Consider the following 18,233-nt stretch of genomic DNA (forward strand, 5'->3'; position numbering starts at 1 on the left):
TGTGTGTTTTTATGTATACAATTTTGACACAAATGGTACTGGCTTGTCCCAGACAAGTTCACAGTCTTGGCCTGCAAAGTGATGATCAACAAATAAATCAGCGACAGCGGCAACCTTCTCTCCACACATTAAAATCGGTACACGGCGCCTCAACCAACTCGGCACTCCATATTCCTGAAACAATTTTTTCAATTTTCGGCTATGGTTGCGATCAGTAGGCTTCGCGCTCAAACCTTGAGGCTCAAACGTAACGGATAATGGCGCGGCTTCAAGTGCAGCTTTTGAAAGCTGCCCATTATGACTAGATTGGAGTAATAAAGAGCCCAATGAGTCAGGCAAGTTCAGCCCTGTACCAATGGCAATATCCCGCTGCCAGCCCGACAGCTCTTGCCACTGCTCAACCAGATACAAGCGCTGTTCAAAACGACGAACTTGACCGCCCGATATGGAGAGTGCTGGGTTGGCATCTTGACGACTGAGCGCTACTTCCTGCCACACCTTGTTCAGTTGCTCACGGCTGGGCATGCGTGCCTGATGATGAGAGAGCCACATCCTGAGTAAGCGAGCTCGCATCAACGGCGTCATATTCTGTAAAGGCTCAATCCATAAGCTGCCATCTTGATGCAGCACCTCTGCTAAGCGCTCAGTTAATAATTGATCAAGAAGTTGCTCTTGCTCAGCACACAACTCGGCACTGCGCTGCACGGCCTGAGAGAAATGCGGCCAACGTTGCGTGATGACAGGCACGACCTGATGGCGAATGAAGTTGCGATCAAATCGCGTGTCTTGGTTACTTTCATCTTCAACCCACTGCAATTGTTCAGCTATCGCATAGGCTTTTACATCTGATCGGCTTACTGCTAGCAATGGCCGAACAAGCAGAGCTTCAACAAAAGGCATAGCCTGAGCCATAGCGGATAGCCCTTTAGGCCCACTGCCGCGTTTTAATGCCAGCAAGAAGGTCTCAAACTGATCGTCGCTATGCTGCCCCGTCAGCAATAAATCTCCCTTGGAAACATACTTACTTAGAGCCTGATAGCGAGCCTCTCGTGCACTTTCTTCAATGCTTTTTCCGTGTTTTTCCAGCGTCACTCTCTCAAGGTTATAAGGAATACCGTCTTCTGAGCACCACTGCTGACACTGCTCGGCCCAATCATCGGCATTACTGCTTAAGCCATGATGGACGTGTACTGCTAGCCCCTTTTGCTGGTGCTCACGGAAGTATCTCGCCATTAGCGACAACAGGACTCTGGAATCCAGACCACCACTCAAAGCAAGCACTAACTTACCTCCAGGCTGCCTGTGTTGGTTAATGACAGAAGAAAATGTCTGATATAAATTCATACACAAAGAAGAGAGTTTTCAATGCTGCTAGTTTACCACCCATAACAAAAAAGGCTGAACCTAAGTTCAGCCTTTGTCTTCAATCTTGCATGATTAACAGTAACCGTAGCTCATTAAGCGCTGGTAACGGCGTTCAAGCAGAGCATCATTGTCAAAATGTTGTAGCTCATCAAGCTGCTTGACCAAAGTCGCTTTCATATTAGCAGCCATTTGGATGTGATCACGATGCGCACCGCCTAAAGGCTCTTCGATGATTTCATCGATCAGTTCTAGCTCTTTCAAACGTGGAGCAATCAGTCCCATCGCTTCTGCTGCTTGTGGCGCTTTATCTGAATCGCGCCAAAGAATTGAGGCACAACCTTCAGGTGAGATAACAGAATAAGTCGAGTATTGCAGCATGTTCACGTAGTCACCTACGCCAATAGCTAGTGCACCACCAGAACCACCTTCGCCTACCACGTTACATATAACAGGCACTTTGAGACCAGCCATTACCTTAAGGTTTTTCGCGATTGCTTCAGACTGACCGCGTTCTTCTGCGCCAACACCTGGGTATGCACCTGCAGTGTCGATGAAAGTGATGATTGGCATGTTGAAACGCTCAGCCGTTTCCATCAAGCGAAGCGCTTTACGGTAACCTTCTGGCTTTGGCATACCAAAGTTACGTTTCACTTTCTCTTTCGTCTCACGACCTTTCTGGTGGCCAATGATCATCACAGGGCGACCATCAAGACGAGCCATGCCACCAACAATCGCTTTGTCGTCAGCGTAAGCACGATCACCGGCTAGTTCTTCAAACTCAGTAAAGACGTGCTCAATGTAATCAAGCGTGTATGGGCGTAGCGGGTGACGAGCCATCTGAGCTGTTTCCCATGCACCAAGGTCGCTGAACGTTTTCTTCTTCAGTTCTAAGCTTTTCTTTTCTAGCTGTTCGATCTCTTTGTCTAGATCAACGCCAGAGTCACCACCGTGACGAGAAACACCACGAAGTGCTTCAATCTTAGCTTCAAGTTCTGCGATAGGCTTTTCAAATTCTAAAAAGTTCAGGCTCATCTATAGATCCTTTCTGATTCGGCATTCGACTGCCGAACTTAGTTAAATTCGAGTTCTACCTGGCTCTTACCAAGCAGTTGTTTCAAATTGTCTATTAATTCGTCACTAGGCGTCACACGCCATTCGGTACCTAACGTTAAGCGCGCTCGCGCGTCACTGCGTTGGTAGTATATATGGACAGGAACCGTTCCTGCTTTGTAAGGCTCTAGTATCTTACTAAAGCGCTCAAAAAATTGATCATCAATTTGAGATTGTTCAATGGATACCGATAAGCCACGGGCGTATTTTTCACGCGCCGTGCCGAGATCCATAACCTCGCGCGCGGACATTTTAAGACCACCATTGAAATCATCAAAGCTGACCTGTCCAGAAACGACCAAAATTTTGTCTTGTTCGAGCAATTCAGCGTAGCGATCAAGCGCATCGGAGAACAGCATAACTTCCATACGGCCACTGCGGTCATCCAAGGTCATAATACCAATACGAGTACCACGCTTGGTTGTCATCACTCGAGCCGCAATCACCAGACCAGCAACCGTGACACTCTGATCACGCCTTGTTGGTGTCGCATCTTTTAGTCGACAACTGGTGTACTTACCAAGTTCCTTTATGTAGGCATTTATTGGGTGCCCGGTCAAATATAAGCCAAGTGTATCACGTTCTCCTTCCAGCCAAACTTTTTCTGGCCACGCGGGTACCTTGGTATATTTGTGTTCAACTTCTTCCGGCGCTTCGGTCAGAACACCAAACAAGTCACTTTGACCAAACGCTTCCGCTTGGTGGTATTGGCTGGCAGCTTTTACCGCATCATTAAGCGATGCCATCATCGCCGCACGGTGCGGACCAAGTCGATCAAGCGCGCCAGCATAAATGAGCTTCTCTATCACGCGCTTGTTCACTTTCTTAAGATCAATACGAGCACAGAAATCGAACAAGTCTTTAAAGTGACCATCTTTGTTGCGTGCTTCTAGAATAGCTTCAATCGGACCTTCACCAACCCCCTTGATCGCCCCAATACCGTAGACGATCGCACCATTTTCATCGACGTTAAAACGGTACAAGCCAGCGTTGATATCCGGCGGAAGCACCTTGAGCTTCATACGGAAACATTCGTCTACCAGACCGACCACTTTTTCGGTGTTGTCCATGTCGGCAGTCATTACAGCAGCCATGAACTCGGCTGGATAATGCATCTTCAGCCACAGTGTTTGATAAGACACCAATGCATAGGCGGCGGAGTGTGATTTGTTGAAACCGTAGCCTGCGAACTTTTCTACCAAGTCGAAGATTTTCATCGCCAACTCGCCGTCGACGCCGTTCTTTACCGCACCATCTTCGAAGGTCGCACGCTGCTTAGCCATTTCCTCTGGTTTTTTCTTACCCATCGCACGACGAAGCATGTCCGCGCCACCAAGGGTGTAGCCAGACAGTACCTGTGCGATCTGCATTACCTGCTCCTGATAGAGGATAATGCCGTAAGTCGGATCAAGAATTTCTTTCAGCGATTCATGTTGCCACTTTTCATCTGGGTACGAGATCGCTTCTCGACCATGCTTACGGTCGATAAAGTTGTCTACCATGCCCGACTGCAGCGGCCCCGGGCGGAACAGTGCCACCAATGCGATGATGTCTTCAAAACAGTCCGGTTGCAGGCGTTTGATCAGTTCTTTCATACCGCGTGATTCGAGCTGGAATACCGCAGTCGTTTCCGAGTTTTGTAACAATCGGAATGATGCCGCATCATCCAATGGAATCGATTCGATGCGAACGGGATCTTTACCTTCACGCTCAAGGCGTGGGTTAATCAAGCCAAGAGCCCAGTCGATGATGGTTAAGGTACGTAGACCTAAAAAGTCAAACTTGACCAGACCAGCAGTTTCTACGTCGTTCTTATCGAACTGAGTAACCGGGAAGTGACCTTCTGCATCGGCATAAATTGGCGCGAAGTCAGTAATGGTGGTTGGCGAGATTACCACACCACCCGCATGCTTACCGGCGTTACGTGTACACCCTTCAAGGATGCGGCACATATCGATAAGCTCTTTCACTTCTTCGTCGGTTTCGTACAGTTCAGGTAGCGCTGGTTCTGCTTTGAATGCCTTTTCCAGAGTCATTCCCGGATCAGGCGGTACAAGCTTAGAAATGCGGTCAACAAAGCCAAATGGGTGGCCTAGTACGCGTCCTACGTCACGAATTACCGCTTTCGCGGCCATAGTACCGAAAGTGATGATCTGGGAAACCGCGTCACGACCATACATTTCTGCTACGTGATCAATCACTTGATCTCGTTTATCCATACAGAAATCAACGTCGAAATCGGGCATGGAGACACGTTCTGGGTTGAGGAATCGCTCGAAGAGCAGATCGTATTCCAGCGGGTCAAGGTCGGTAATTTGCAATGCATAAGCCACCAACGAACCGGCACCCGAACCACGCCCTGGTCCAACAGGAATATCATTATCCTTTGACCACTGAATGAACTCCATTACGATCAGGAAGTAGCCTGGGAAGCCCATATTATTGATAACTTCCAATTCGATTTTTAGACGCTCATCGTACTCAGGACGTCGCTTCGCTCGCTCTTCTTCGTCGGGAAACAGAAATTCCAAGCGCTCTTCAAGGCCTTCCTCTGACTTTTTGACCAGAAATTCGGTTTCCTGCATCCCCTCTGTCGGGAATGCAGGCAGGAAGTACTCGCCCAAACGTACCGTCACATTACAACGCTTAGCAATTTCAACACTATTTTCCAGCGCTTCAGGGATATCGGCGAACAACTCGCACATCTCTTCTTCGCTACGTAAATATTGCTGAGCACTGTAGTTTTTAGGGCGGCGAGGATCTTCTAACGTGTAACCATCATGAATCGCTACTCGAATCTCATGTGCCTCAAACGTCGTTTCATCTAGAATCACGACATCGTTAGTAGCGACAACAGGCAGTTGCTCTTTCTCTGCAAAGTCCAAGGCGAAATGAAGATAAGTTTCTTCATCTGCTCGTCCTGTACGCGTCAGCTCAAGGAAAAATCGGTCGGCAAAGTGTTGATGATAAAAATCCGCGCAGTCTTGAGCAACTTTATGGTTCCCCTTCAGTAACGCTTTACCAATCTCTCCACTTTTTGCCCCTGATAGAACAATCAGCCCTGCCGACAACTCAGCTAGCCATTGTTTATCAATAACAGGTTGATGCTGAACATGACCGCGCAGATATGCTTTAGAGATCAACAAGGTTAGGTTTTTATACCCTTCATTGTCTGCTGCCAGCACGGTGAGTTTAGTCAACTCTTCACCAAACTCTTCTGACTGCATCGCAAAATCAGCGCCAATAATTGGCTTCACGCCACACCCATGAGCCGTTCCATAAAACTTTACCAAACCACATAAGTTGGTGAAATCAGTTAATGCCATGGCTGGCATTCCCATTTCAGCCACTTTCTTAACCAAAGGAGGCACTTTCGATAGGCCATCGACCATGGAAAAGTCACTGTGAACTTTTAGGTGAATAAATTTAGGATCTGACATCAATGGTTCCGCAGTTTTGCTTATTCGGAGAGATTACTGGGGTATTTTACGTGATATAAAATCTTAGATATACCCCAGTCAGTGAGGGTTTCTAATCTAAACCCAAGGCTTTTTTGACGGGCTTGAAGCTCTTACGATGCTGATCAATTACGCCATGTTGCTCAATGGCCTCAAAATGGGCTTTGGTTGGATAGCCTTTATGCTTTGCAAAACCAAATTGAGGATGAAGCTTGTCGAGCTCTTCCATCTCTTGATCGCGCACCACCTTAGCAATAATCGAAGCTGCACTGATCTCTGCGACGCGCATATCACCTTTAACCACTGCCTGAGCATCCATATTGAGCTGAGGTACGCGGTTTCCATCGATGAGTGCAAAGTCAGGCGCCACTTCCAGCCCTTCTATCGCTCGCTGCATCGCGACCATGGTCGCTTGGAGAATATTGAGCTGATCAATTTCCTCCGGAGAGCAGCGCCCAACAGACCAAGCGAGTGCCTTCTCTTTAATCTCTGGCAGTAATGCAAGTCTCTTCTTCTCGGTCAATTTTTTCGAATCATTGAGACCTTCGATAGGGTTATTCGGGTCCAAAATCACGGCCGCAGTCACCACATCACCGACCAGCGGACCACGCCCCACTTCATCCACACCGGCAATCAAGCGATACCCTTGTGGGTATTCGAATGGTGGCAGTTCTTTTTTTTCTTTTGTCATGATGGCTATTTACCTATCAGGTTCAATACGGCTTTGGCGGCTTGTTTATCTGCATCTTTTCGAATCCAGTGATGCATTTCTGTAAACTTCTCAATCATGCACTGCCCTTGTTCACCAAGCAGCTTTTCAACTTCGATCTCTAAGTTTTCAGGCGTGCAGTCTTCTTGCAACAACTCTTTGACCAGCTCTTGATCAGCAAGAATATTGGGTAAAGAAACGTATTTAGTTTTGAGCATTTTTCGAGCAATAAACGCAGTCACAGCATTCACCCGGTACCCCACCACCATTGGTCGCTTAATCAGCATACACTCCAATGCCACTGTACCCGATGCCAGCATTACCGCATCAGAAGCAGTGATCACATTTCGGGCAGTATCATTGACCAATTTGAAATCCAATTCTGGAGCCAGCTCCTGCCAGACTTGTTCAAATTGCTCACGGCGTTTTTGATTGACCAAGGCGACAACAAAGCCTAAATCCGGATGTTTATGATGCAAACGACGACACGTTTCAATAAAGGGACTAGCAAGCATTTTTAGTTCACTACCACGGCTCCCCGGTAAAACAGCGAGCCACTTTTTATTTTTCTCAAGACCTAGCAGCTCACGGGCCGGCGCTTTTGGAGAATCTAGAGGAATAGCATCGGCTAAGGTATGGCCAATAAATTCGCATGGCACCTGATATTTATCATAAAACGCTTTTTCAAATGGCAGAAAAGCCAGCACCAAGTTAGTAGCCGCTTCAATCTTAAAAATACGTTTTTGACGCCATGCCCATACGGAAGGGCTGACGTAATGTACGGTTTTGATTCCCGCTTTTTTAAGGTCAAGTTCAAGACGCAAGTTGAAGTCTGGAGCATCAATTCCGACAAAGACATCCGGTGGATTTTCGGTGAAATAGCGAACCAACTCAGCTTTGACTTTCAGTAAGCGAGGGAGCCTGCCTAGCACTTCCACAAGCCCCATAACCGCAAGTTCTTCCATATCAAACAGAGACTCACAGCCCTGAGCGATCATTTTCGGGCCACCAATACCCACGAACTCTGCGTCTGGATACTGTTGTTTAACGGCTTTGATAAAACCTTCACCTAAGGTATCGCCAGACAGCTCCCCGGCAATGATACCAACGCGAAGTGGCTTTTTGTTATCCATAATCCCTAACCTCAAAAACACAAAAAGACCGCAACCTAGGGCCGCGATCTTTTCAATTTGGATTCAGTAACAGTTAGCGAATAACGCCACGCTCTGAACTTTCTACGAAATCAATAAAGTGCTTAATGGACGGCCACTGTTGTGCCATTTCCAGCAAAACTTCTTTGGCCTCAGCCTGTGTTTTGCCCGCTCGATAGAATTCTTTATAAGCGTTGCGTAATGCGCGCAGTTCACTCTTTTCAAAACCATTACGCTGCAAGCCCACCAAATTCAACCCAAATGGTGTCGCATGGTTACCTTGAGCAAGCACATATGGTGGAACATCTTTCACTACCGCTGAACAGCCACCGATATAACTGAATGCGCCCACTTTACAGAATGGATGAATCGCAGACAATGCCATCACACCAGCATGGTCTTCAACTGTCACATGGCCACCTAAGATAGCGTTGTTGCCAACGTGAGTGTGGTTACCAACAATCACATCGTGAGCAATGTGTGCATTAACACACAATAAATTGTCATCACCAATAACTGTGGTCGCTTTGTCTTGCACGGTACCACGGTGGATCTGCACAGCTTCACGAATCACGTTTCGGTCGCCAATAACAACCGTTGTATCTTCACCACCGTATTTCTTATCTTGGTTTTCTTCACCAATCACGGCATGCGGGAAAATTCGGTTATCTTTACCAATCGTGGTATGGCCTTTAATAACCACGTGCGACATGATTTCTGTGCCTTCACCAATTTCAATTTTGCCTGAAATATAGGTAAAAGGACCGACGGTCACGTTAGCGGCAATTTTCACATCCCCTTCAATCACTGAAGAAGGATGTACCTGAGCTGTTTCATGAATCATATTAAAACTCTCGACGAGCACACTTAAGCTCTGCAGAACACACAACTTCGCCGTCTACTTTCGCAACACCGTTAAACGCTGCAATACCACGACGCTCTTTAATGAATTCTACTTCAATAACCAGCTGATCGCCTGGTGTTACTGGTTTGCGAAACTTAGCACCATCAACACTTGCAAAGTAGTACAGCTCATTTTCAGAAGGCGCACCAAACGATTTAAATGCTAGAAGCCCCGTAGCCTGAGCCATCGCTTCCAAGATTAGAACACCTGGAAAAACCGGCAGTTGAGGGAAATGACCTGTAAACTGAGGCTCATTCACTGAAACGTTTTTGATCGCCTTAAGGTATTTTTCTTCTTGGAAATCGATAACACGATCGATCAGCAAGAATGGGTAGCGATGTGGTAACAGTTCCTGGATTTCAGTGATGTTCATCGTTTTGTTTTCAGTAGTCAAAGTCATATTCCTATCTTGAATGCTAAATTAACTGGCAGGCATTATACCCAAGTCATCCCAATATGCTACGTACGCACTGCGATGTTGTTGTATTGAGTCCACATAATCAGTCAGAAAAAAAGACCCGCACATCGCGAGTCTTTTTATTCAGAATCAGATTAAGTGTCTTCGCCCTGATCCAGCTGTTTTTCAACCGCCTTAAGACGCTTGTTCATCTCATCAATTCGATGAACCCGAGTTGCGGTCTTACGCCACTCTTTATTTGGCTGCAGTGGGATACCAGAAGAGTACATACCCTTTTCTTTAATGCCGCGCATGACCATTCCCATACCGGTAATAGTGACGCCATCGGCAATTTCGATATGGCCATTGATAACAGTGCCACCACCGATAATGCAGTATTTGCCGATTGAAGTACTGCCTGCGACAATCGTACCACCAGCTAAAGCTGAACCATATCCGATGTGTACGTTGTGAGCGATCTGCATTTGGTTGTCAATGATCACATTGTCTTCAATCACAGTATCGTCTAAAGCACCACGGTCTATCGTTGTACAAGCGCCAATTTCAACACGATTGCCAATACGCACCGTACCCAGTTGAGGGATTTTAATCCACTCACCTTTATCATTAGCGTAACCAAATCCGTCTGCGCCAATCACTGTGTTCGCTTGGATAAGGCAATCAGAACCAATCACAACATCGTGATAGATACTGATATTGGACCACAATTTGGTATTTGCACCAATTTGAGCATTTTTACCGATAAAACAGCCAGCGCCAATCACAACGTTGTCAGCCAGTTGAACACCCGACTCAATCACAGCGTTCGCGCCAATGGAAACATTGTTGCCAAGCTGAGCATCATCGGCGATAACCGCAGACGGAGCTATCTCATTGGCCGGTAGTGGCGTGGTATCCAAAGCTTGTGTCACTTTAGCAAAAGCGATGTAAGGATCGTCAACCACCAAAACATTACCGGTACACAACTTACGCTGCGCATCCTTGACCATTACGACGGTCGCCTGACAGTCACCAAGGTGCTTAGCGTATTTAGGATTAGATAGGAAAGTAACATGACCTTCCATCGCTCTATCCATGGGGGCTACCTTGGTCACGACTGCATCGGCGTCACCATGCAATTCACCCCCAGTAATCGAAGCCAGTTTGGCTAGAGTAATTGCTGTCATAGCCAATTATTTCAGTGAGTTAATAACTTGTTCAGAGATATTGTATTCTGGCTTACCGTATTGCATTGTCTGAATGTCGACAACGATGTCGTAGCCTTCTTTCTCTGCCACTTTCTTAACAGCGTCCTGAATTACTTTGAACAGTTTCTGTTTTTCTTGCGCTTCGCGACGAGCTGAAGCTTTTTCTAGAGCCTGAGCTTTGATTTTGTATTTGCTGTCAAGTTGAGCAACTTCAACGCGCAGCTTTTCAACTTCTTCTTGGCCTAGCAACTCGCCATCACGCTGCAACTTTTCAATTTTTGTTTTAGCTTCAGCCTGAATAGATTTCAGTTCATCGGCTTTATCTTTGAACTCTTCCTGCATTTTTTGCAGTACGACTTCACGTTGAGGAAGTGCTTGGAAAACTTGAGCTGTGTTGATATAGCCAATTTTCTGCGCGGCTTCTGCTGCATTAGCAAAGAATGAAGACGACATTACAACAAGGCTAAGACCAGCCGCTTTAATCATTTTGTTCACTGTATATTCCTCTGTATTTAGAAGGTTCTGCCGATAGTGAAAGTGAAGAATTCTTCGTCGTCACCTTCATAAATTTTAATTGGTTTCGCAATAGAGAAGACCAATGGCCCCATTGGAGACATCCATTGCAGTGCGGCGCCATAAGATGCTCGGTAATTGGTTGGATCAGAATAATCGTTATAGTACGGGTCGCTTACCCCTTCTCTATAGACAAACTCGGTATCCCAGACACTTGCTGCATCGACAAATAAACTGGTACGAATCTGACTACGCGCTTCATCCGAGGCAAATGGCGTCGGTACAATAAGCTCCATACTCGCCAGCGCAATCGCGTTACCACCCACAGAATCATCGGTAGCATCTACACAACCATTGTTACCGCAAGAGCCCGATGTATTTGTATACACAGCTTTTGGACCCGCTGAGTTAGAACGGAAACCGCGTAATGAAGTAAAACCACCCGCGTAGTAGTTTTCATAGAATGGGAACAGATTATCGTTACCGTCTGTTTGACCATAACCGTTACCGTAACCTAAACGACCACGCATCAAGAGAGTAAACTCGTGCTTCTTAGTGATTGGCACGTACTGACGCACGTCATACTGAACTTTGAAGTACTGCGCGTCCGAGCTTGGAATAGTTGCTTTGGCAAATGCACGCTGATAGTTACCGGCAGTTGGGAAGAAACCACGGTTAAGGTTGTTGCGCGTCCAAGAGATATTCAAATCAAAATCGTTGGTAATGATATCGCCTTCAGGTTGACCAATACTCTGGGCAAACAATTGCGCCTGATCGTAAGTAGGGACGTTCCCAATCTTATTGTGCGTATAGCCGATACCAAACTCTAAACTGTTCAGCTCGTTAATCGGGAAGCCCCATGTCAAACTGGTTCCGTAACTTTCATTGGTATAGTCAACGATGCCCGCTTCAGAAGCTTCAAAAGTGTTGTAGAAAATCTTACCGCCCAAGCTGACACCATCAAGATTCCAGTATGGGTCACGATAATCAAGACTCACGTTTTTCTGGTAGTCGTTCATCATTGCGCTGACGCCTACACGATTACCTGAACCTAAGAAGTTATCTTGTTGCAAGCCAACTTGGAAGCTCACGCCTGACTCTGTACCGTAGCCGATACCAAAGTTGACACTGCCTGAGTTCGCTTCTTTAACGTTATAAACGAGATCAACTTGATCTTCGCTACCCGGTACACGGACAGTTTGAACGTCTACTGTTTCAAAGTACCCTAGACGGTTAAGGCGGTTCTTACCGGTTTCAATCGATTTTGAGTTAAGCCAGCTGCCTTCCATCTGTCGCATTTCACGACGCAAGACTTCATCTTTAGTAGCGTTGTTACCGACAAAACGGATATCGCGCACGTAGATACGCTTACCTGCTTCAACGTTAACCACTAGAGAGACCTGTTGAGTCTCATCATCAAATTCAGGAATAGTACGAACCTGAGGATACGCGTAACCCGCTTCACCAAGAACACGTTTCACGTTTTCTTCTAAGCTTGTTACCTGAGAACCGTTGTAGACATCACCGTTTTCAAACGGAACCAGAGCTTCAAACTCCGCTTCTTTACCAATCAGCTCGCCACGGAACTTCACGTCTTTCACCGTGTAAGGTAAACCTTCATTGACCGCGAGGGTAATATAAACCCCTTTCTTATCTGGTGAAATTGCAACCTGCGTTGAATCGACTTTAAATTTGAGATAACCACGGTCTAGGTAATAAGACTTAAGAGCTTCGATGTCACCCGCTAATACCTGCTTCTGATACTTATCATCAGACAAGAAGTTCCACCAAGCGACGTCCACGTTCAGGTTGAAGCGACTTAGTAGCTCTTCATCAGTAAAGACTTCATTACCAATAAAGTTAATCTGCTGAATTTTGGCCGACACACCCTCAGAGAAAACAAATTTCAGATCCGAGCGATTACGAGGCAAAGGAGTGACAACCGCTTTCACCGTCGCATTGTATTTACCAACACTGTAGTAAAAGTCTTCGAGACCTTTTTCAATGTTCGATAGCGTTGTGCGATCCAGAGCTTCGCCTACACGCACACCAGATGCATCTAGGTTCTGTTGTAATTGCTCTTCTTTGATAGCCTTGTTACCAGAAAAGGAAATGTTAGCAATCGTAGGACGCTCTTTGACCTGCACCAATAACTGGTTACCATCTCGTAGTACTTTGATATCTTCAAAGTTGCCTGACGCATACAACGCTTTAATGATCTCAGACACGTCTTGGTTATCGACAGTATCGCCGATGCGTACCGGCATTTTTAGCAATGCCGCACCCAGTGCGACACGCTGTAAACCGTCAATCTGTATGTCTTCAACAACAAAGTTCTCGGCACCATTTGCAGTTACGCTCGTTGCCAATAGCGTTGCAAATAGAATTTTTTTCATCGCCATATTTGTTTTAGTTATTCCTTACTACAACCTTTGCCCTGTTACAGACGAGCAAAATCATTAAATATCGCCACTGCCATCAGAGAGAAAATAATTGCCCCACCAATGCGGTACCCCATTTCCTGAATGCGTTCAGGAACTGGTCGTCTGATCACTGCTTCAATAGCAAAAAACAATAAGTGTCCACCATCCAACATAGGTAATGGCACAAGGTTAATGATGCCTAAGTTGACACTAATTAGCGCAAGGAAACCAAGGAAATATACCAACCCGTAGTCGGCGGTCGTCCCTGCTCCTTTCGCAATCGAAATAGGTCCACTTAGGTTATTTAATCCAACATCACCAACGATCAGCTTTTTAAGCATGCTGATCGTCAGATCGATAACTTGTCCGGTTTTATCAATCGCTTTTCCGACTGATTCAAATACACCAAATTGGAGCTCGAAGCGATAATTTTCCGGCCATTCTGCGACTTCAGGAGCGATTCCGGCAAATCCAATCGTTCGCTCACCCGCAAGTTCACGACTATCAGGAGTTAGGATGAGGTTTTGCACCTCACCAGCACGCTCAATCTGCAAGTCAATGGCTTGATTCGGATGTCCTTGAATCAGCTCAACTACTTGCTGCCAATTAGTGATCGGTTGACCATTAGCCGCGAGCAATGTATCTCCAGCTTGTAAGCCTGCCGCCTCACCAGCACCTCCTTCAGAAATCGTCACTAGTGTGGTTGAGATTTCAGGAGTAAAAGGCTTAAAACCCAACGCTGACATAGCAGACTCGTGTTCTGGGTCAAAGTTCCAATTGGTTAAATCAAACGTTCTAACTTCTTCAACACCCACACCGTCAGCCGGGGCCACTGTCATCGTTAACTGCTCATCACCAATATGGCCAATCAATCCCATATTGACGGATTCCCAGTCCGGAGTTTGGACGCCAGAGACGGCTTTTAGTTCCATTCCAGATTCTAAACCTGCTTCAGCAGCGATAGAATGAGGCGCTACCTGACCAACCACGGGCTTAACTGCTGGTACACCAATCATGAATACCAACCAGTAAGCAAATACAGCAAAGAAAAAGTTAAATGCAGGCCCTGCCGCTACTATCGATGTACGCTTCCATAAAGGTTGCGTATCAAACGCGTGCTTTTTCTGCTCTTCAGGCACCTCATCTACACGTCCGTCGAGCATCTTGACGTAGCCACCTAATGGGATGATTGAAATGCTGTATTCGGTACCGTCTTTACCTATTTTGCTCCAGATTGATTTACCAAAACCAATCGAGAACTTCTCGACTTTGACACCACAACGGCGCGCAACCCAGAAATGGCCATACTCATGCACGGCAACTAAAATACCTAACGCAATGATAAATGATGCGAAATTCCACAATATCCCAGTCATAATGCACGCTCTTCAATGATTTCGACGGCCAACGCTCGCGCCATTTTATCCAGCTCTAAGATGCTTTCCAAGCTATCACAAGCTGAATGATTATTGTTAGAGCAAACTTGCTCCACCACTCGCTCGTTGACAACAGCAATGTCAGTGAATTTGAGCTTGCGTGACAGGAAATGCTCGACCGCCACTTCGTTAGCCGCATTCAATGCAGTAGTCGCATGCTGCCCTTCATAACAAGCCTCAATGGCCAGTTTCAGACAAGGGTAACGTTTAAAGTCGGGCTCTAAGAAAGTCAATTCACCCACAGTGGTGAAGTCCAAAGGCTTAACGCCTGCAGACACACGCTCTGGATAAGACAGTGTTAGCGCAATCGGTGTCGCCATATCGGGCTCACCCATTTGAGCCAGCACCGAACCATCCTTGTATTGAACCATTGAATGAATGACGGATTGAGGATGAATCAAAACTTTGAGCTGCTCTCGGCATGTGTTAAACAGCCATTTAGCTTCAATGTATTCCAAACCTTTGTTCATCATGGTGGCAGAGTCGACCGAAATTTTTGGTCCCATCGACCAGTTTGGATGGGCAATGGCTTGCTCAGGTGTGACAGCTGGCAACGTACTGATATCGCTGTAACGGAAAGGACCACCGGAACCAGTCAACAAAATATGTTGGATGCCGTGCTCACTTAAATCACAACCACCAAGGTTGGTCTGAATCGACTCTGGCAAACATTGGAATATCGCATTGTGTTCACTATCTACAGGCATCAGTTCAGCACCGTGGGCTTTCACCGCGTCGATAAATAGCTGCCCTGACATGACCAAAGCTTCTTTGTTAGCCAGTAAGATACGCTTGCCTGCTTTAACTGCCGCCATTGTCGGTAGCAAACCTGCCGCGCCAACAATCGCCGCCATCACGGTATCAACTTCCTCAAATGAAGAAACATGACACATGGCTTCTTGACCCGCTAACACTTGCGTTGAAATTTTGAGTTCTTGCAACTGTGTTTTCAGTGTCATCGCGGCACTATCGCTGGCCATCACTGCATATTTAGGCTGCCATTTCTGACAAAGTTGGCGCATTTTATCGACATTATTACCCGCAGCTAGGGCCACAATCGAGAAGTGCTGAGGATTCTGTTCAATAACTTTAAACGTGCTGTCACCTATCGAACCGGTTGCACCTAAAATTGTCAGCTTACGCATAGCTAGAAACCAATGAGAGTATAACGGCAGGCTCTAGCCTGCCTTATAAATTAGAATATGAAGTATAGAAGAGCAAAGACCGGAAACGCAGCTGTCAGACTGTCAATTCGGTCCAGTACACCGCCGTGGCCTGGAATGATGTTGCTGCTATCTTTGATACCAGACACACGCTTGAACATGCTTTCAACTAAATCTCCCAGAACAGATATCACTACGGTTACTAGCGTAATCATCACCATTGCCACGGGGCTGCTGAACTCAATTTCAAACCAATTCGCCGTTGCCCAACCAACAGCAATCGCAGTAACAATGCCACCAATCAAACCTTCAATTGTTTTATTCGGGCTGACATGAGGGGCCATTTTTCGCTTACCAAAGCTCTTTCCGGCAAAGTAGGCACCGCTGTCTGCTGCCCAAACAATAAAACATACAAACAGAACAAGTTTAGCCCCGTGATAGGTATCTTGATTGATGCCTTCCGCTCTAAGCAATAAGACACTCCAGAAAAAGGGGAGCAAGGTCAAAATACCAAACAGGTGACGAAGCACGTTGGAGTGCTGCCAGAATTTGGCTGAGTTAGGGTAAGTGATGGCTAAACTGCTGGAAGCCAACCACCAGACGCCCCCCGCCAGCAGTACTGCTAAATGGCCTTCAGTCACCGCGTTTAAGCTCAGAGCATCAAAAGGAAGCAGGGTCAGTGTTGCAACACTGACTAAAAGACCGGGGATTAACGCGGTAAGACGTGTTTTATAATCAACAAACTGAGTCCATTCCCAATACCCAATCACTGTCACGGCTGCAATCGCGAGCATGAATAAGGGAAGCGATAGCTCAAAAATGCCGAGTATCACTAATGGAGCAAGGATAAGCGCGGTTATAATTCTTTGTTTCAAACTTGATTCCTTTAATCGCTTTCCATCAATGCCTTGATTTGTTCACCGGTACAACCGAATCGTCTCTCTCGATTAACAAACCAAGTCACTGCTTCAATCAAGCTGTTTTCATCGAACTCTGGCCAGTAAATTGGCGTAAAATACATCTCAGCGTAAGCCATTTGCCACAGCATAAAGTTACTGATTCGGCATTCACCACTGGTTCGAATCAGCAAATCAACTTCAGGTAAATCTGACATTGTCAGGTGTTGTGTGATTAGCGCTTCATCAATCTCATCAGCACTGAGCTCACCTTTTGATACCTTTTCTGCGATGACTTTAGTTGCTTCAACAATATCCCACTTGCCACCGTAGTTGGCCGCAATATTGATGACCATCCCGCTGTTATCCGCCGTTAATGCTTCAGCCTGGGCAATTTTCTTTTGCAAACGCTCATTGAATCGACTTGTGTCACCAATCACACGCAAACGTAGGTTGTTTTTGTGCAGTTTTTTTACTTCTGTCGACAAAACTGTAATAAACAGCTCCATCAAAACACCCACTTCTTCTTCTGGGCGACGCCAATTTTCACTACTGAAAGCAAACAAAGTAATGGCTTTAATGCCTAGCTTGGCAGAGGTAGAAATCGCTTTTCTAACGGCTGCAACACCATTTTTATGGCCAAATACACGCGGTTTGCCTTGCGCTTTCGCCCAGCGGCCATTGCCGTCCATGATGATTGCAATATGTTTAGGAAGTGATTCTGGTGAGAGTTGAGAGTTTTGCATACAAGGATTTATGATTACCAGCAGGGGACAAAGAGTAGCATAAAAAAACGCTGTGCTGCGAGCACAGCGTTCTCTGTATCCAGAGTCTAGATGGAATTAAACTTCCATCAACTCTTTTTCTTTTGCCGCTAATACTTCATCGACTTGCTTAACAGCTGCATCAGTGATTTTCTGGATCTCGTCCTGACCTTTACGATCTTCATCTTCAGAGATTTCCTTATCTTTCAGTAGCGCTTTTAGTTCACCGTTCGCATCACGACGGATATTACGGATAGCCACACGACCACCTTCAGCTTCGCCACGAACGATTTTCACGAGATCTTTACGACGCTCTTCGGTTAACGGTGGAAGTGGAACGCGGATGATAGTACCTGCAGACATAGGGTTTAGGCCTAGGTCAGACATCATGATCGCTTTCTCAACTTTTGGCGTTAGCTCTTTATCGAATACTGTGATTGCTAGTGTACGAGCATCTTCTGCTACTACGTTTGCTACCTGGTTTAGAGGAGTCGGCGCACCGTAGTACTCTACCGAGATACCAGAAAGTAGGCTTGGATGAGCACGACCTGTACGTACTTTAGAAAGGTTGTTCTTTAGCGCTTCTACGCTTTTTTCCATGCGCTCTTGAGCGTCTTGTTTGATTTCGTTAATCACAATATCACCTTAATGTGTAATTCTTTTTAGAAGAAAGCCTAATCAGGATTCTTCAAAAGGCAATGCCGCAGCATGAATTAGTCACGCTGCGGTTGAATGA

At 46.2% G+C, this 18,233-nt stretch carries 15 protein-coding genes; all 15 read right to left on the minus strand.

All coding sequences use genetic code 11. The features are described from left to right. Positions 1-9: 9 nt before the first annotated feature. The 15 genes from tilS to frr all read right to left on the minus strand — a co-directional run bounded on the left by tilS (position 10) and on the right by frr (position 18,133). Entirely contained in the window at positions 10-1,344 is a 1,335-nt protein-coding gene (gene tilS / locus F0265_RS16775; RefSeq protein ID WP_171749772.1) for a tRNA lysidine(34) synthetase TilS, read from the minus strand. Positions 1,345-1,437: 93 nt separating this feature from the next. After that, positions 1,438-2,397, minus strand: a complete 960-nt coding sequence (accA, locus tag F0265_RS16780; protein ID WP_019276455.1) for an acetyl-CoA carboxylase carboxyl transferase subunit alpha — start codon at positions 2,395-2,397, stop codon at positions 1,438-1,440. A gap of 38 nt (positions 2,398-2,435) precedes the next feature. Beyond that, positions 2,436-5,915 carry a DNA polymerase III subunit alpha gene (gene dnaE / locus F0265_RS16785; RefSeq protein WP_171749773.1) on the minus strand — a complete coding sequence of 1,160 codons (3,480 nt, stop codon included), beginning with the start codon at positions 5,913-5,915 and terminating at the stop codon, positions 2,436-2,438. A gap of 91 nt (positions 5,916-6,006) precedes the next feature. Continuing rightward, positions 6,007-6,627, minus strand: coding sequence for a ribonuclease HII (rnhB, locus tag F0265_RS16790; RefSeq protein WP_171340005.1), 621 nt, complete (start codon positions 6,625-6,627; stop codon positions 6,007-6,009). A 2-nt stretch (positions 6,628-6,629) separates the two neighbouring features. After that, complete coding sequence (gene lpxB / locus F0265_RS16795) at positions 6,630-7,775, minus strand: lipid-A-disaccharide synthase (RefSeq protein WP_171749774.1); 1,146 nt, start codon at positions 7,773-7,775, stop codon at positions 6,630-6,632. A 73-nt stretch (positions 7,776-7,848) separates the two neighbouring features. After that, the gene (lpxA, locus tag F0265_RS16800; RefSeq protein WP_021456394.1) at positions 7,849-8,637 is read right to left on the minus strand and encodes an acyl-ACP--UDP-N-acetylglucosamine O-acyltransferase; all 789 of its coding nucleotides are present in this window, start codon (positions 8,635-8,637) and stop codon (positions 7,849-7,851) included. Position 8,638: 1 nt separating this feature from the next. Continuing rightward, a complete protein-coding gene (fabZ, locus tag F0265_RS16805) occupies positions 8,639-9,091 on the minus strand; it encodes a 3-hydroxyacyl-ACP dehydratase FabZ (RefSeq protein ID WP_006957902.1) in 453 nt (150 codons plus the stop codon). Between the two features lie 158 nt (positions 9,092-9,249). After that, positions 9,250-10,281 carry a UDP-3-O-(3-hydroxymyristoyl)glucosamine N-acyltransferase gene (gene lpxD, locus F0265_RS16810; RefSeq protein ID WP_171749775.1) on the minus strand — a complete coding sequence of 344 codons (1,032 nt, stop codon included), beginning with the start codon at positions 10,279-10,281 and terminating at the stop codon, positions 9,250-9,252. Positions 10,282-10,287: 6 nt separating this feature from the next. Beyond that, positions 10,288-10,788, minus strand: a complete 501-nt coding sequence (locus F0265_RS16815; protein WP_029236186.1) for an OmpH family outer membrane protein — start codon at positions 10,786-10,788, stop codon at positions 10,288-10,290. A 26-nt stretch (positions 10,789-10,814) separates the two neighbouring features. Further along, a complete protein-coding gene (gene bamA / locus F0265_RS16820; protein ID WP_171749776.1) occupies positions 10,815-13,217 on the minus strand; it encodes an outer membrane protein assembly factor BamA in 2,403 nt (800 codons plus the stop codon). Positions 13,218-13,255: 38 nt separating this feature from the next. Next, the gene (gene rseP, locus F0265_RS16825; RefSeq protein WP_171749777.1) at positions 13,256-14,614 is read right to left on the minus strand and encodes a sigma E protease regulator RseP; all 1,359 of its coding nucleotides are present in this window, start codon (positions 14,612-14,614) and stop codon (positions 13,256-13,258) included. After that, positions 14,611-15,819, minus strand: coding sequence for a 1-deoxy-D-xylulose-5-phosphate reductoisomerase (ispC, locus tag F0265_RS16830; protein ID WP_171749778.1), 1,209 nt, complete (start codon positions 15,817-15,819; stop codon positions 14,611-14,613). The genes rseP and ispC overlap by 4 nt, the downstream gene beginning before the upstream one ends. Before the next feature lie 50 nt (positions 15,820-15,869). Then, positions 15,870-16,712, minus strand: a complete 843-nt coding sequence (locus tag F0265_RS16835) for a phosphatidate cytidylyltransferase (protein WP_006957907.1) — start codon at positions 16,710-16,712, stop codon at positions 15,870-15,872. An 11-nt stretch (positions 16,713-16,723) separates the two neighbouring features. Then, the gene (uppS, locus tag F0265_RS16840) at positions 16,724-17,479 is read right to left on the minus strand and encodes a polyprenyl diphosphate synthase (RefSeq protein WP_065741279.1); all 756 of its coding nucleotides are present in this window, start codon (positions 17,477-17,479) and stop codon (positions 16,724-16,726) included. 96 nt (positions 17,480-17,575) lie between these two features. Then, the gene (gene frr, locus F0265_RS16845) at positions 17,576-18,133 is read right to left on the minus strand and encodes a ribosome recycling factor (RefSeq protein WP_019276443.1); all 558 of its coding nucleotides are present in this window, start codon (positions 18,131-18,133) and stop codon (positions 17,576-17,578) included. Between the last annotated feature and the right edge of the window lie 100 nt (positions 18,134-18,233).

The sequence above is a fragment of the Vibrio sp. RE88 genome (assembly GCF_013113835.1).
Lineage (GTDB): Bacteria > Pseudomonadota > Gammaproteobacteria > Enterobacterales > Vibrionaceae > Vibrio.